Source organism: Iodobacter fluviatilis, assembly GCF_004194535.1.
GTDB classification, from domain to species: Bacteria; Pseudomonadota; Gammaproteobacteria; order Burkholderiales; family Chitinibacteraceae; genus Iodobacter; species Iodobacter fluviatilis_A.
On the sequence record NZ_CP025781.1, the window covers coordinates 3,630,160 to 3,644,411 of the forward strand.

Sequence of the window (14,252 nt, forward strand, 5' to 3'; positions counted from 1 at the left end):
ACATATCGTCATTCCCGCAGGCCTTTGGCGGGAATCCAGTGGCGCTACTGGATCCCCGACAAAAACACTCGGGGATGACGGTTTTGTTTTGATAAGTCCTGCGGGATTTATTTTGAGCCACATTCTTAAATTGATGCGAATGTATTTATTTATAAGATAAAACATTTGCCACAGCCTTATGACAGATTAAAAGAGGAGACGGTGATGAAAAAACGATTAAGCATCGCCATAGCGGGGGCGCTATTAAGCCAGCCAGTATTGGCGGCGGATATGAGCAAGGTATTGCGGGTGGCATTTCCTGCGCCTGAAACCGGTTTTGATCCGGCTAAGGTATCTGATGTGTACTCCAGCTCGATTACAGAAAACGTATTCGATCCCATGCTCACCTATGATTTTATGGCAAGACCATCCAAGCTCATCCCGAATACACTGGCTGAAATGCCAAAGGTCAGTGAAGATGGCAAGGTATTAACTTTCCATCTTAAAAAAGGTATTTATTTTGCGCCTGATCCGGTATTTAAAGGCCAAACGCGTGAATTAACTGCGGCTGATTATGTTTATTCATTAAAGCGCTTGGTAGATCCTACTACTGGCTCCCCAACTGGCTATTTAATTGCTGGTAAATTTATTGGCTTAGATGAATGGGTTAAAACGGCCAAGAATGGCAAATTAAATTACGACGTTACCGTTGAGGGGATTAAAACCCTTGATCGCTATACTTTGCAATTAACGCTTAAAGATGCTTATCCTGCATTACAGTATGTATTAGCTATGCCGCATTTGGGTGCAGTTGCACGTGAAGTTATAGAGGCTTACGCCGATAATACGATGTCGCACCCTGTTGGCACTGGCCCTTACATGGTAAGTGAGTGGAAGCCAGGCACGCATATTTCCCTAGTGGCAAATCCTAATTATAGAAAAAAAATAATTGCCTATAAGGCGGGCGATGATATTGGTGATCAGCAGCTCGCTAAAGAAATGAATGGTAAAACTATTCCTGAAGTAGGCCGAATTGAAATTTCAATCATTCAAGAAGAGCAGCCAAGATGGTTGGCTTTTAGAAATGGGGACTTAGATTTAAGTAGTATGCCTCAGCCGCTGGTGCGTGGTTCTATGTTACTCGACCCTAGTGATCCTTGGCGTGTTGATTTAAAACCAGATTTAAAGAAAAGAGGGATTAAGCTTCACCGCGATTTGGCTGAAGAAATTACCTACTATGTGTTTAATATGAAAGACCCTGTCTTGGGGGGCTTGGGTAAAGAGAAAATTGCTTTACGCCGCGCAATTGCAATGTCTTTTAATACTACAGATACGATTCGTAATATTCGCCGTAATCAAGCGGTAAAAGCGCAATATATTATCCCGCCGAATGTGGCTGGGCATAATCCTAACTTTAGAGCGGCATTTGAATATAACCCCGCTTTAGCGAATGCCTTGCTCGATGAGTTTGGTTATAAATTAGGTGTGGATGGTAAACGTGATCTGCCCGATGGCAAGCCCTTGGTGGTTGATTTTATTACCGGCACTACAGGTATTGATAAACAGTGGAATGAATATTGGCAAAAAGCTTTTGACCTAATTAAAGTTAAAGTGGCATTTAGACAAATGCAATGGAATGAGCAAGTTAAATCATTGCGTACCTGCACCTATGGTATGGATGGTGCGGCATGGCTGGCAGATTACCCCGATGGCGATAATTTCACCATGATGCTCTATGGCAAGAATATTGGTAGCGAAAATTACGCCTGCTATAGCTCGCCTAAATACGATAAATTATATGAAGCATCACAAAAAATGGTTGATAGCCCAGAGCGTAATGCGCTGTATGATCAGATGAATAAAGTGATGATGGCAGATACGCCTTGGGTTATGGCCGATACGCGGTTTAATAATTACTTAACGCATGCTTGGATTAAGGGCTATAAACCCCATCCACAATTTAATACGCTGTGGCGTTATTTGGATATTCAAAAATAATGACTCATTTTGCATATTTTGTGGCTAAGGAAAAATAATGCTCGCATATATTACTCGCCGTGTTTTACAAATGATCCCGACTATCTTCGGGGTGATGTTATTGGTTTTTATCTTATTTTCTGTGGTGGGTGGCGATCCAAGTTTAATCTTGGGCGGTAAGCATTTAACCGAGGACGTATTAAATAATATTCGTACCCAATTAGGGCTAGATAAAAGTCTGCCAGAGCAGTTCTTGATTTTTGTTAAGCAAGTACTGACTTTAGATTTTGGCACGTCTTGGTCTACCCAACAGCCGGTATCGCAGATGATTGCTAGCCGCGTTGGCCCATCTTTAACCTTAACCGGGGCTTTACTGGCGGTAAGCTTGCTGATATCCATTCCTTTGGCCGCATTGGTGGCTTACTTTAGGGGCGGTGTAACCGATCGCATTGTGACGATTGCGTGTACCGTGGCGATGTCGATCAGCGCCTTGGTGTATATCGTGGTGGGCCAGTATTTCCTTGCTTATGAATTGGCTTGGTTTCCAGTGCGTGGCTGGGGTGATTCCTTATTCACCAATTTAATGGTTTATGTGCCTTTGCCATTATTAATGGGTTTAATGGTTTCTATTGGCCCAGATATTCGTTTTTATCGTAGTTTTTTTATTGAAGAAATGAATAATGATTATGTGCGTACGGCTAGGGCTAAAGGTTTATCAGAATCTAAAATTATGCTTAAGCATGTGCTGCGTAATGCGATGATTCCTGTCGTCACTAATGTGATGATGGCATTGCCGTTTTTAATGATGGGGGCGCTGATTCTGGAAAGCTTCTTTGGTATTCCTGGTATGGGTAATGAAGTATTGCTGGCCGTAAATAAAAGCGATTTTCCAGTGATTAAAGCTGTCACTATTTATATTGCGATTGCAACGATGATTTTTAATTTGTTGGCCGATTTGGTTTACAAATTAATTGATCCACGCGTTCAACTTAAATAAACCCTGGGGAAACTTATGAATGCAATTGTTGAAGCTGTGCCGGGGTTGAAGATTGAACCGGCATCTAAAAGTTTGTGGGCATTGGGTTGGCAGCGCTTAAAGCGTAATAAGGTTGGTTTTATTGCGCTATGGGTGGTCGTGGCTTATTTGTTGATTGCCGTAGGTGGTTGGCTGAATATTGTTGCAAGCAATTGGGCCGAAGAAGTAGCCGTGCCTTACGCTCCACCTTCTTGGATCACTAAGGGTAAAGACGAGCAGTTACCAGCAAAAACGGCAACGGTGGTTGAAGCTCAACCAATTGTAACCATGCTGCCATCAGAGGATCCGCTGGCTCAAGAGCTGGAAGCCGCGCAGAAAAACACGGCAAAGTATGCGGATAATAGCCCAGCTAAGCTAGAAACCATGCCGTTTGGTGCGGATTTACGTGGCCGTGGCGTGATTGAAAAAACCATTAAAGGGACTTCAACTTCTATCTTTGTTGGTATTTTTGGTGCGGTGTTGGCGCTGAGTATTGGCACGACTTTAGGTGCGGTTTCTGGCTATTTTGGTGGAAAAGTCGATGATTTCTTTACATGGTTTTACAGTATCTTTACTTCTGTTCCCGATATGCTCTTGCTGCTATCTTTTGCTGCGGTAAGCGGGCGTGGGATTAGCACCATTATTATGGTGATGGCGCTAACCAGCTGGACAGGTACTTATCGCTTGGTACGTGCCGAGTATATGAAGCTGAAAAACCGCGAGTATGTGCAAGCTGCCGATGCGATTGGCGCTTCGCATTACCGTCGTATGTTTGTGCATATTTTGCCAAATATCAGCCATTTGCTTTTGGTGCAGTTTTCCTTGATGACGGTGGCGTTGATCAAATACGAAGCTATTTTGTCTTTCCTTGGCTTTGGGGTGGGTGTGCGCCAAGTGAGCTTGGGTTCGATGCTGGCAGAAACGCCCGCTGAATTGGTGCAGGGCTTCTGGTGGCAAATGCTTGCTGTGACGATTGCGATGTCGGTCTTGGTGACGGCGTTTAGCCTGTTGGTGGATGCTTTGCGCGATGCGCTTGATCCAAAAGTTAAATAAGGAGATCGCGACATGTCCTCTGCTGAAAATACCGAAACATTATTATCGGTGCGTAATTTAGTGGTGAATTTTCGTCAGGAAGATGGCGAAAAATTTAATGCCATTAAAGGTGTAAGTTTCGATATCCCTAAAAATCGCACCGTAGCCTTAGTGGGTGAGTCGGGCTCGGGTAAATCCGTGACTTCGATGGCGATTATGCAATTATTGCCGCCAAATAATACTGAAATTAGCCCTGATAGCCAGATTCTCTTTGAAGGTAAAAATCTATTAGGTTTAAGCGCTAGCGAGCTGCGGAAAATGCGCGGCAAAGATATTGCGATGATTTTCCAGGAGCCGATGAGCTCGTTAAACCCCGTATTTACCGTGGGCGATCAAGTAGCAGAAACCTTGATGCTACACGCTGGATTGGGCCGCCGTGCCGCTGCCAAGCGCGCGGTTGAGCTGTTGTTTGAAGTGGGTTTACCTAATCCAAGTGAAAAAGCCAAGGCTTATCCACATCAATTATCTGGCGGGCAGCAGCAGCGTGTAATGATCGCCATGGCGATTGCTTGCGAGCCTAAGCTTTTGATTGCGGATGAGCCAACTACGGCGCTGGATGTCACCATCCAAAAGCAAATTTTACAATTGATTGCCGAGTTGCAAAAAAAGCATGGTATGTCGGTGCTGTTTATTACTCATGATTTGGGCTTGGTCGGTGAGTTTGCTCATGATGTGGTGGTGATGCGTCATGGCGAAATCCGCGAAACGGGTACGGTAGAGCAGATTTTCGATTCGCCGAAAGACAGCTACACCAAGGCATTGCTGGCTTGCCGCCCGCACTTGGATCACCGCCCAGAGCGCCTTGCGGTGATTGACGATTTCTTAACGCCAGGTGGCTATGTAGAGCCAGCCGATCGTGTACGCGGCTATAAAAAAGACGATGAAATTGTGCTGGAAGTAAAAGGCCTGGGCAAAGCTTTTGAATCCCGTGAAGGCCTATTTGGTAAGAAAGTATTTCATGCGGCGAAAGATGTATCGTTTAAATTAGCGCGTGGTAAAACGTTGGGTATTGTGGGCGAGTCAGGCTCTGGTAAAACCACGGTTGGGCTAACTTTAGTGCGCTTACATCAAGCCACAAGCGGCCAAGCGTTGTTTAATGGCAAAGATTTATTTGCGATGAGCGCGCGTGAATTTAATGAGTACAAACGGCGCATTCAGATTATTTTTCAGAATCCATACGCCTCGCTTAATCCACGTTTTACCGTGGAACAAATTCTCACAGAGCCTATGCAGCTTCACGGTATTGGCAGCAGCGCGATGGATAGAATTAAATTAGCGCGTGAACTACTGGATAAAGTGGGCTTGCCTGCTACAGCGCTGGCTAAATATCCGCATGAGTTTTCGGGTGGGCAGCGGCAGCGGATTGCTATTGCGCGTTGCTTAACGATGAAGCCAGAAATTCTGATCTGTGATGAATCAGTATCGGCTTTGGATGTATCGGTGCAAGCGCAGGTGTTGAATTTGCTGCAAGATCTACAAGATGAATTTAAGCTGTCTTACTTGTTTATTTCGCATGATCTGGCGGTGGTGAAGCATATTTCAGATCAAGTGATGGTGATGAACAAGGGTGAAGTGGTGGAGCAGGCTGATGCGGATGAAATTTATCTGAATCCTAAGGCTATTTATACACGCAAATTGCTCTCGTCTATTCCGCAAGGCCGTGGCCGCACGCAAAACCAGCAGTATTTGAGTGATGATTTAGTTACTTTATAAATAGTGATTGCTAGTTTTAGCCGCTTAGATAAAACGCTGAGCGGCTTTTTTTGGCTAAAGCTAGGGTCTGTTGACGTTTCATTCACAATTGCGCTGAGCCGGAAAACGGCCAAGCACAAGGCATGTGACGAAGGCAATAACGGGTTATTGTCGAGGAGCATAACGCAGTGAATGGCCATTTTCCGGCACAGCCCTTCGGGTTTAGCCCACTTTTGGGGCTGCACTGCGTTAAAAATCGCTCATGGTACTCGTACCATGTCGCCATTTTCTCCTTGTTCAGCCCCAAAAATGAGCCAAACGCAGCCGTGAATGAAACGTCAACAGACCCTAGGGCTTAGCGGATTAAATACTACCGTGCTATCAATTTAGGAGCGTGCATTTGTGGGGATAGTCTAAGTTAAGTAAGGGGTTGGGTTTTAGGGGGGGGTATGTTGCGAGGGTTATTATTTTGTGCGCTATGCATTATTCATGTCAATGCCTATGCGTTGAAAATTGCCATGGTGTTATGGCGAGGAGAAACTCCAGCAGAGCAAGGCTTTCGGGAGGAAATGAAAAAACTGGGTTTGAATCCCGAAATTACAGTTTTTAATGCTGATCAGGATCGCGCCACCTTGGCCACATTATTACGCACCGAGTTAGAGCCTAATTTGGCTAAATATGATTATGTATATAGCTTTGGTACGACGGCTAGTCAGATGACTAAGCAGTTTTTAAAAGGGCGAAAACCTTTGATATTTAATGTGGTTGCCGATCCTTATGGTGCGGGCTTGCTGTCGACAAATAAACAAGATAATAAAATGCTGGCAGGGGTAAGTAATATGATTTCGCTACCGCTGCAGATTGCTAATGCCCGTAAGTATTTACCTAAGGGGAGCAAGATGCTGTTTCCTGTGAATCCGCGTGAGCAAAATACGCAGTTGATTGGGGAGCAATTAACGCCTGTAGCAGCACAACACCATTGGATATTAGAAACTTGGCGAATTAACCCAGATAAAGCATTGCTTAATTCAGAACTACTCCGTTTACAAAAAGATGCTAAAGGTAGCGTGGTGTTTATCCCTGCAGATAGTTATTTGATTTCAATTGCAGCAGAATTAATGCAAGCGCTGAATGAGGCTAATATTGAGACTATTTGTAGCGTTGGTGCCTTTATTCCTTATCATTGCAGTGTAGGAACCGTTGGCGATTATCAGGTGCAAGGCAAGTTGGCCGCTAAAATTATTGCAATGCATCAAAAGGGCACGGCTCTGCAGGATATTCCTCTGCAATATGATTTATCCCCTCGTTTAATGACGAGGGATGCGGCAGCACATTAAGGCTGAGCGGGTATTTCTTGAATGAAACACTTGTTTTGACTTGCTTGTCATACTGTAACGTTATGTTGTTCTTCTTACTCTTTGGAATGCGCAGCATGAATCGTCGTCAGTTTTTAAAATTGACCGGCTTTGTGACTGTTTCTACCATAGGCCCTGCGTTGTTGGTGGGCTGTAATAGCAGCGACGATGATGCTGTAATTCCTGCCGTGGCGCAGATTCCTTGTAAATTTCCACAAAGTATTGCCTCGGGTGATCCGGCTGCCACCAGCATCATGCTATGGACCCGCGTGGTGCCTAGCGATGCAGATAATGTGGTTTCATCTAAAGCCGCAGATATTGCGTTACAAAGAGCAATGCAAGCAATGGGGTCAGGTCTTGCATTTCACATCAGATAAAATGTACAGTAGTTTGCAATGTAGATTGAAGTGATTGCTTTATGTCAAATGTAAGGCCTGACCCCATAGGTTTTTAGAGCAAACTTAAACCCCGTGATTTTTCATACTATCAGAGCCGAAGCAAGCAGATTTAACTTTACTCTTACCCCGATTATTTAATCGTTTAAGAAATAAAAACCATTAGCTTAATTGTATTGTTAGCACCGCTTGTTTTTTTGTGCACTAGTACTGGATTTGCACTTTGGGCATTCAAATTTGTTACTCATATAATCGCCAACAACTATCGATGATTTATGATGCAACGTGACCAATATGCTATTGGAGTCATAGCAATTTGTGCACCAGGGCCCTTTTCCATAGTCATCTATTTCACCGGATACTGGAAGATAGACATTGTCTTTTATGGTAAGCAAAGACCTAAGGTCTCTTGATTTTTTAAGAGAATTTATTTCTTCACGGAGAGTAATATTTTCCTCTTTGACGTCAGCCAAAGCCAGTTTTAGGTCCGCTAATGCATTAGTTAATTCAGCAATTTGGTAGTTAATCTGTGCGTCTTCTAAAGATTTTGCAGCTTGCTTAATTCCTCGAACAATTTCCGTTATGGTCTTGAATGATTCCATTGCGGATGCTATTGATAGGATGTCTGGCATATCATCTCCTTAAGCCCTAATGTCAAAAATAAGCAGCTTGCCTACGCTGCAATTGGTTAACAACAACGCATATTCCGGCTAGTTTGCTTGAATGTCATATTAGGCGCATTGCCATTGCACACTAAATATCCTCACTTTTCTACGATTATTTCGAGGGGGGATTACCCAATGGGGCCGTGTTTATGAAAGTTAGCTATGATGTTTATTTGATTACTACAGTGTACCGTTTTGGATCTGTGCCTTTGATTCCCTGAACAGTACAAAATTTGCTTCCATCAGCACTGTTAAACTTGTTGCCACTAGGTATGTGAATTCTCTGTGACAACAAGAACACCACTTTCTTTGATTTACCTTCCTTGTTGCATAAGGACAGAGTCATTTCATTGAACGAGCAAGATGTGGGAATATTTTCATAACAAGTAGGAGTTGCATATTCTGCAGCGGAAACAAATGCTGACCAGGAGCAAACGCCAACAACAAACAACTTTCTCATACAACTCAGTGCCTTTTGGATAGTAAGTATATTTACGTGGCAAACATAACGAATATGTAAACCACCTAAAATGGTAGAAAAACCACCACTAATAGGTGTATGAAAAAACTGAGTCCCATGACTATTTAAAAGCATGGGGTCAGACCTTACATTTTACATGAAAATAACTGGGGTCAGAACAAAATTAAATCCTACTATGCTTAATGCTTTTAGAGCCAAAGAAAGCGGATTTAACTGTACTCTGACCCCAGTTATTACAGTGGTTTGCAATACAGGTTAAATTAATTTCTTCATGTCAAATGTAAGGCCTGACCCCATAGGTTTTTGATTTGCGCACGAACCTATCCGCTAAAGGCACTCGCTATCCCTATATTGAGGCCTCAGCTAAATCGGTAGAGAAAATCAAGACGCGACTAAATGAAATTACTGGAAGAACCCAAACATGGCGACCAATTGAAGAGGTGGTGCGAGATTTAAATCAAGCATTACGCGGTTGGTCGAGTTACTTCCATTACCGGAATTCATCCAAGCAATTTTATAAAGTGAAGCGTCATTCAGAAGAACGGCTAAGGATACATCTTCGCAAACGGCACAAAGTCAGCGATTGGAAAACGAGCATGCTCCGTTATCCAAGGCGGGTGCTAAATGAGCGATATGGTTTGTATTCATTACCGACAGCAGCAGGTTGGAAATCAGCGCATGCTTGATGTGAAGAACATCGGAAAGCCGTGTGCGGGAAAATCGCATGCACGGTTTGATGAGGGAGGGCAGGTGAAAACCTGCTCTCTACTCTACCAAAATTAAATCCTACTATGCTTAATGCTTTTAGAGCCAAAGAAAGCGGATTTAACTGTACTCTGACCCCAGTTATTACTCTGACCCCAGTTATTATTCGTATTATTCGCACCAGTTAAGTAGTAGACGTACCAGCAAACTAACAGCATTAGAAGGATGCTTGATAGGGCGCTAAGCCACGATAAGATAGAGCCGCACAAAGAGTTTCCTTGCTTACTTTGATGTTGGTAATCTTGTGAAGTGTTCACTTTCAGTTACCCACCCTGACCCAGACTTGCAGTTTAATTTGGTGTACGCGTCTACTTTTCCGTAGGCTGTTTCCCCTGCTTCGCATTTTTCACCTTTTTTTATGGTAAATGCTGCTTTACCTTGTGCCGCGTTCACGTTTGCGTATGCAGAAACGTTCTTGTTTGCTTGCCATATTTCTTTAGGTGCTTTTTCACATCCAAATAGAACAAGGCATAAGCTAGTAAGTATTAAGGTTTTCATTTTTTTGGGTATGTTTCTTTTTTAGTTAATCTTTTAGAGTGACTAAGACCTACCATTAAATCTGCTGGCGAAACCACGGGTAGGCCATATCTAGGGTCATAGGCTGGAATTCCAGCAAACTCTAGTATTTCAGCAATATTAGACGAGCAACTATTGCTATCTAATTTATATGGCTTGTTTTCCGCAGCTCTTTTCTTTATCTCTTTTAGAATATTTTCTTTTTCAATCTTCGATATTGCTAGTGAGTATCCCCAGGTGTCACGGTGCATTTTTACTTGCTGTCGGAATAAATAGTTTTCACGGGTATCAATATCCCATCCACCATGCGCCCGACCGTATACCGTTCCATCTATTGCCATCGAGGTATGCCCAAACTGTGATCCAATGGATATTAAACGTGAATCACTAATTAATATTTCTATGCGCTCGCGTGATACAAATATCTTTTTAATTTCTTTGTTTTCTATGTTTGTAGTTGTTCTATTGGTGACAAGAAACATCTCTTTGCCAGATGGAGATTGTATACTTTGGTTTGGCATCTATTAACCCTCTAAATAGATTTTTATATTTTCAGATTTGTTGATGGAATCAAGAAGATGCGTGTTTCCTTCTTCGTCTGTTTCTCCATGCTCAATTTGACCACTCTCTCGTACAATTGCATAAAGGTGATTAGCAATTGGTTTTTTTGTTTCGCTATCTAATAATTGAAATTTATCATTAAATAGGCTGTCAATTATTTTAGATGTGGCCGCTACAGCCGCCGCCGCTGCAATCGCCTTTCCTGCTTTGCTAGATGCACCAGATGAGGCCGCACCGCTTCCTTCATACGAGCGCCCGATTTCTGGCATGGATGAGATTAAAACCGCTCCGCATGAAGTCATATGACCTTCTAATGCAACGGGTTTACCGCCAACGTTCCACGAGGGGTCACCTTCAATAATTGGGCAAACGCCGTGGCCAGGGATAGGGCAGCTAACTTGATCCCCAAGGAGAGCAACAGGTTTGCCAAACATATTGCTTGTTGATGCAGCACTTATTACAACTCCGCCGTGGCTGGTTAGGTCGCCTAAGCGTATTACTCTTTTCATGCTTGCTACCTATAAGAGATTAAAATTAGTACACTAATCTTAATCTTTGCTTACTAGAGCCACAATAAGAGGTAGGGTGTATTGGCTAGGTAAGTTGATGTAATTAATGCACATTGGGCTTGGTTATGTTGGTATCTGCTGAAAAGATCTCAGTAGATCTTTTGATGGGCGGTTCTAATAAGTAGAAAGAGGCCCTAGCAAAAATGCGGCTTAAAGGCGTGTTGTTGGATGCTTTTTTATTAGAAGGCATTATTTTTTAGTGTAATTTTATCAATTGGTTATAAGGTTTTGAGCTGGCGAAAACGGTGCACGAGCGCTTTGCCATGATCGCCATGCAAGCTGGGGTTACAGATTTGAGCAATACCACAGCGATTAAGGCGGCAGTAGGTGGGGCAATCGCTAAAGGCCTATTACCAGCAGTAGTGGTAACGCCAACAGCCGGTTTATCTAGCGCTGCGATCAATACCTTTAATGAAACGCTGGCTGGGCAAATGGGCGAGTTAATTGGTGGGTAGATTGCTGCGCTGGCAGTGGCCAAAAAATCAATCACTGCGCAAACGCTGTATGGCATGGTGGCGGGGCAGTTAGCTGACGCGCTGAAGATTCCTGCTGCAAGCGTACCTTCAGTAGAAGTGATTAAGCGCCTGAATCCATTTGCCAATCAGGCGGCAGGCACGGCACCGGCGGCGAATAATCCTTGGATTAAATACGCTGATACCGATGCACAGGGATTTACTGTGGTCGAGTTGACCGCGGCAGGTTTGAAAGCGGAGTTCAGAAAAATAACCCGCTTAGAGGGTAATGTACCGCCGCAAAAAGCAACTGAAAAATCGAAAACGATTTTAGTTAAAGTGGGGAGCTTAGATTGAACGATTACGGATTAATCCGGCGTATTTATTGGCTGATAAAAAGGGGAGTAAGATGCTCCCCTTTTGCTATTGGTTGGATATGCAGCGATTTACTTTGATTTTATTATGCCTATTGGCACTCACTGCCTGCCAGCGCACCGATCCAAACTCCCCTGTTTCTTTACGCAAAGCCACGTTCAAAGAAATGCTTAAATCGCGCGAAGCGATGCATGCTATGTTGAATGGCGATAAGCCTTACAAGCAAGATGAATTACTTAAAGAGGCGATTAAGCTTAAGCAAAAGTCGCAACAGCCTTGGGTTTACTTCGCTGAATTCTCTATTACTCAGCAATCCACAAGCAAGCAGCAAGCAGATGCTAAGGATTTTCATGCTGCAGCAGAAAATATGCAGCAGCAAAGCGCGGCTTTAGAGGCTGCTGCTCAATCTGGGCAAGCTGAGGGTATTCGTGCATCTTACAAGGCTGTAGAAAACGCCTGCATCCGTTGCCATCAGCAATTTAGGCCTGGCTAAGTAAAGGGGCGCGTCTTTTATTCGGAGTTAAGTATTACTGAGCGAAGTTGCTGATCAGGGCAACTTATCGTCGACGACTTTGCTCCGCCATAAGGTGGTCTCGGCGTATTTGGGATGCGCTAGCAGCCTGTCGGACTTAAGACTGATCTACTACGGAAAAGCCGGATTTGGCCATATTTCACGCATTTTCTCGTTGAATAGCCAGCTATTCGCCTCAAAAACCCGCGAAATCTGTCTCAAACCGGTCTTTCCCTCGCTACGATCGCTTAAGTCCGACAGGCTGCTAGCAATGAATGTTCAACGCTTAAATGGCTTGTGCTGCTCTAGCTCGCTCTGCCATTGGCTTACGGCTTGCCGCTCTTTGGCTAAGTGCTGATCAATGGCATCAGCAAAGCCTGCGTGGGCCAGCCAGTGTGCCGATTGGGTGCTAACCGGCGCAAAGCCACGGGCCAGTTTATGCGCGCCCTGTGCGCCTCCTTCAAAAGCATCTAAGCCCGCCTCTAAAGCAAACTCAATCCCTTGGTAAAAGCACAGCTCAAAATGTAGATTGGCTACAAATCCCGCTGGCCCCCATGCTGCGCCCCAATAACGCCCATAGAGCCGATCTGGGCCAATAATATTCAGCGCTGCTGCAATGGGCTGGCCTGCTTGGTAGGCCAATACCAGTAAGCACGCTTGCGGCATGCTGCTGGCTATTTGTAAGAAAAAAGCCAAGCTTAAATAGGGCGTGGAGCGGTGTTCCAGATAGGTATTACTGTAGCAGCGGTAAAAGAAATGCCAGTCTGCCTCACTGATATCGCTGCCGCGCTTACGGATGATCTCTACCCCTGCATCGCTCACCTTGCGCCGCTCTTGCCGCAGTTTTTTGCGCTTATCGCGGGTGAGTGCATCGCTAAAATCGGCGTAATCCCGCCAATCGCCACGTAGCCAATGAAATTGCACATCGCAGCGCGGGATAAGGCCACTTTGCTGCGCCAGAGCGGCTTGATTGGCTTCAGGAAACAATAGATGAAACGATGAGTCGCCGGCTTCTTGCGCAATGGCCACGGCGGCGGCGAGCAAAATTTGCCGCGTGGCATCGTCTTTTGCTAGCAGCCTAGGGCCAGTAATGGGCGTAAAGGGGATGGCGCTGATGAGTTTAGGGTAATAATCTAAGCCATGGCGTTGATACGCATCGGCCCAAGCCCAATCAAACACATATTCACCATAGGAATGGGTTTTTCGATATAAGGGCATTGCACCAATCAGCCGCTGTGCTTCATCCCTCAGGGCTAAATGACAAGGAGCCCAGCCGCTACGCTCACCCACCGCAGCAGTTTGTTCTAGCGCGGCTAGATAGGCGTGGCTTACAAAAGGTTGTGTGCCAGCCAGTACATCCCATTCGGCGGATGTAAACTCTGTAATCTGCGAGTGAAGGCGAATCATGCCGTTTCCATATGGGTGATTGTGGGGCTGAACCTAGCAGCCTGTCGGACTTAGCATCAGTCAGCTGCAAAATCACCTGATCGGCCTATATTCCACCAGATTTTTGACCAATAACTCGTGATTGGCGCTGCAAATCCGGCAAAATCTGGTCTCGACCATGCGATTTTTCGCTTCGACCGTCTAAGTTCGACAGGCTGCTAACTGCTAATTAAATAATCGCGATGAGCGCTTACTTATACGTAAAGGAGGGGGCAGATTATATAAAGTAGGCTATCCACCAAGCAAAGCAAAAACACAGCTAAAGATAACGGCAGTTGCTTGCTGCGCCCAATATAAAGTGGCACCCCTCCATTTTGCCTACGAAGTGACGGCTGTGGGCGTTTGTTTTAATGGTGAAAGATTGTGTTTTTATTTTTTAGTCATAAGGTAAGCTATTCTTTGGGCT

The 14,252-nt window shown here is 44.5% G+C and carries 15 protein-coding genes; 10 read left to right on the plus strand and 5 right to left on the minus strand.

Annotation, left to right across the window (positions count from 1 at the left end; genetic code table 11):
- The first annotated feature begins 204 nt into the window (after nucleotides 1-204).
- From C1H71_RS16045 to C1H71_RS16070, 6 genes are all read left to right on the plus strand, one after another.
- Nucleotides 205-1,977: an ABC transporter substrate-binding protein gene (locus C1H71_RS16045; protein WP_130107451.1), complete on the plus strand. Its 1,773-nt coding sequence runs from the start codon at nucleotides 205-207 to the stop codon at nucleotides 1,975-1,977.
- Between the two features lie 37 nt (nucleotides 1,978-2,014).
- On the plus strand, nucleotides 2,015-2,953 hold the full coding sequence (locus C1H71_RS16050) for an ABC transporter permease (protein ID WP_130107452.1): 939 nt from the start codon (nucleotides 2,015-2,017) through the stop codon (nucleotides 2,951-2,953).
- A gap of 15 nt (nucleotides 2,954-2,968) precedes the next feature.
- Nucleotides 2,969-4,024 (plus strand): ABC transporter permease, encoded by a 1,056-nt coding sequence (locus tag C1H71_RS16055; RefSeq protein WP_130107453.1) that lies wholly within the window; start codon nucleotides 2,969-2,971, stop codon nucleotides 4,022-4,024.
- A gap of 12 nt (nucleotides 4,025-4,036) precedes the next feature.
- Complete coding sequence (locus tag C1H71_RS16060; RefSeq protein WP_130107454.1) at nucleotides 4,037-5,776, plus strand: ABC transporter ATP-binding protein; 1,740 nt, start codon at nucleotides 4,037-4,039, stop codon at nucleotides 5,774-5,776.
- Nucleotides 5,777-6,204: 428 nt separating this feature from the next.
- A complete protein-coding gene (locus tag C1H71_RS16065; RefSeq protein ID WP_130107455.1) occupies nucleotides 6,205-7,092 on the plus strand; it encodes an ABC transporter substrate-binding protein in 888 nt (295 codons plus the stop codon).
- A 95-nt stretch (nucleotides 7,093-7,187) separates the two neighbouring features.
- On the plus strand, nucleotides 7,188-7,487 hold the full coding sequence (locus C1H71_RS16070; protein ID WP_130107456.1) for a hypothetical protein: 300 nt from the start codon (nucleotides 7,188-7,190) through the stop codon (nucleotides 7,485-7,487).
- Between the two features lie 197 nt (nucleotides 7,488-7,684).
- Here C1H71_RS16070 and C1H71_RS16075 read toward each other — a convergent pair whose 3' ends face one another.
- Nucleotides 7,685-8,137 carry a hypothetical protein gene (locus C1H71_RS16075; protein ID WP_130107457.1) on the minus strand — a complete coding sequence of 151 codons (453 nt, stop codon included), beginning with the start codon at nucleotides 8,135-8,137 and terminating at the stop codon, nucleotides 7,685-7,687.
- Nucleotides 8,138-8,339: 202 nt separating this feature from the next.
- A complete protein-coding gene (locus tag C1H71_RS16080) occupies nucleotides 8,340-8,765 on the minus strand; it encodes a hypothetical protein (RefSeq protein ID WP_130107458.1) in 426 nt (141 codons plus the stop codon).
- A 194-nt stretch (nucleotides 8,766-8,959) separates the two neighbouring features.
- Between C1H71_RS16080 and C1H71_RS16085 the strand changes: the two genes are divergently transcribed.
- A complete protein-coding gene (locus C1H71_RS16085) occupies nucleotides 8,960-9,337 on the plus strand; it encodes a group II intron maturase-specific domain-containing protein (protein ID WP_130107459.1) in 378 nt (125 codons plus the stop codon).
- A 573-nt stretch (nucleotides 9,338-9,910) separates the two neighbouring features.
- On the opposite strand, the gene C1H71_RS16090 is transcribed toward C1H71_RS16085, so the two are convergent.
- Both C1H71_RS16090 and C1H71_RS16095 read right to left on the minus strand, forming a co-directional pair.
- Nucleotides 9,911-10,453, minus strand: a complete 543-nt coding sequence (locus C1H71_RS16090; protein WP_130107460.1) for a hypothetical protein — start codon at nucleotides 10,451-10,453, stop codon at nucleotides 9,911-9,913.
- Between the two features lie 3 nt (nucleotides 10,454-10,456).
- Nucleotides 10,457-11,002, minus strand: a complete 546-nt coding sequence (locus tag C1H71_RS16095; protein WP_130107461.1) for a PAAR domain-containing protein — start codon at nucleotides 11,000-11,002, stop codon at nucleotides 10,457-10,459.
- A 305-nt stretch (nucleotides 11,003-11,307) separates the two neighbouring features.
- On the opposite strand from C1H71_RS16095, the gene C1H71_RS16100 reads away from it, so the two are divergent.
- From C1H71_RS16100 to C1H71_RS16110, 3 genes are read left to right on the plus strand one after another with little or no spacing between them, the layout of a single operon-like run.
- Complete coding sequence (locus tag C1H71_RS16100; protein WP_130107462.1) at nucleotides 11,308-11,517, plus strand: hypothetical protein; 210 nt, start codon at nucleotides 11,308-11,310, stop codon at nucleotides 11,515-11,517.
- A gap of 15 nt (nucleotides 11,518-11,532) precedes the next feature.
- Nucleotides 11,533-11,871: a hypothetical protein gene (locus C1H71_RS16105; RefSeq protein WP_130107463.1), complete on the plus strand. Its 339-nt coding sequence runs from the start codon at nucleotides 11,533-11,535 to the stop codon at nucleotides 11,869-11,871.
- Nucleotides 11,872-11,923: 52 nt separating this feature from the next.
- Nucleotides 11,924-12,382 carry a c-type cytochrome gene (locus tag C1H71_RS16110; RefSeq protein WP_130107464.1) on the plus strand — a complete coding sequence of 153 codons (459 nt, stop codon included), beginning with the start codon at nucleotides 11,924-11,926 and terminating at the stop codon, nucleotides 12,380-12,382.
- Nucleotides 12,383-12,679: 297 nt separating this feature from the next.
- Here C1H71_RS16110 and C1H71_RS16115 read toward each other — a convergent pair whose 3' ends face one another.
- Nucleotides 12,680-13,807, minus strand: coding sequence for a GNAT family N-acetyltransferase (locus C1H71_RS16115; RefSeq protein ID WP_130107465.1), 1,128 nt, complete (start codon nucleotides 13,805-13,807; stop codon nucleotides 12,680-12,682).
- Nucleotides 13,808-14,252: the final 445 nt, after the last annotated feature.

Excerpts from the sequence above, each read along its gene's own strand:
- C1H71_RS16070 (WP_130107456.1), top strand. The coding sequence starts at position 7,188 with ATGAATCGTCGTCAGTTTTTAAAATTGACCGGCTTTGTGACTGTTTCT.
- C1H71_RS16095 (WP_130107461.1), bottom strand. The coding sequence starts at position 11,002 with ATGAAAAGAGTAATACGCTTAGGCGACCTAACCAGCCACGGCGGAGTT.
- C1H71_RS16055 (WP_130107453.1), top strand. The coding sequence starts at position 2,969 with ATGAATGCAATTGTTGAAGCTGTGCCGGGGTTGAAGATTGAACCGGCA.
- C1H71_RS16050 (WP_130107452.1), top strand. The coding sequence starts at position 2,015 with ATGCTCGCATATATTACTCGCCGTGTTTTACAAATGATCCCGACTATC.
- C1H71_RS16075 (WP_130107457.1), bottom strand. The coding sequence starts at position 8,137 with ATGCCAGACATCCTATCAATAGCATCCGCAATGGAATCATTCAAGACC.
- C1H71_RS16065 (WP_130107455.1), top strand. The coding sequence starts at position 6,205 with ATGTTGCGAGGGTTATTATTTTGTGCGCTATGCATTATTCATGTCAAT.
- C1H71_RS16080 (WP_130107458.1), bottom strand. The coding sequence starts at position 8,765 with ATGCTTTTAAATAGTCATGGGACTCAGTTTTTTCATACACCTATTAGT.
- C1H71_RS16110 (WP_130107464.1), top strand. The coding sequence starts at position 11,924 with ATGCTCCCCTTTTGCTATTGGTTGGATATGCAGCGATTTACTTTGATT.
- C1H71_RS16060 (WP_130107454.1), top strand. The coding sequence starts at position 4,037 with ATGTCCTCTGCTGAAAATACCGAAACATTATTATCGGTGCGTAATTTA.
- C1H71_RS16090 (WP_130107460.1), bottom strand. The coding sequence starts at position 10,453 with ATGCCAAACCAAAGTATACAATCTCCATCTGGCAAAGAGATGTTTCTT.
- C1H71_RS16115 (WP_130107465.1), bottom strand. The coding sequence starts at position 13,807 with ATGATTCGCCTTCACTCGCAGATTACAGAGTTTACATCCGCCGAATGG.
- C1H71_RS16045 (WP_130107451.1), top strand. The coding sequence starts at position 205 with ATGAAAAAACGATTAAGCATCGCCATAGCGGGGGCGCTATTAAGCCAG.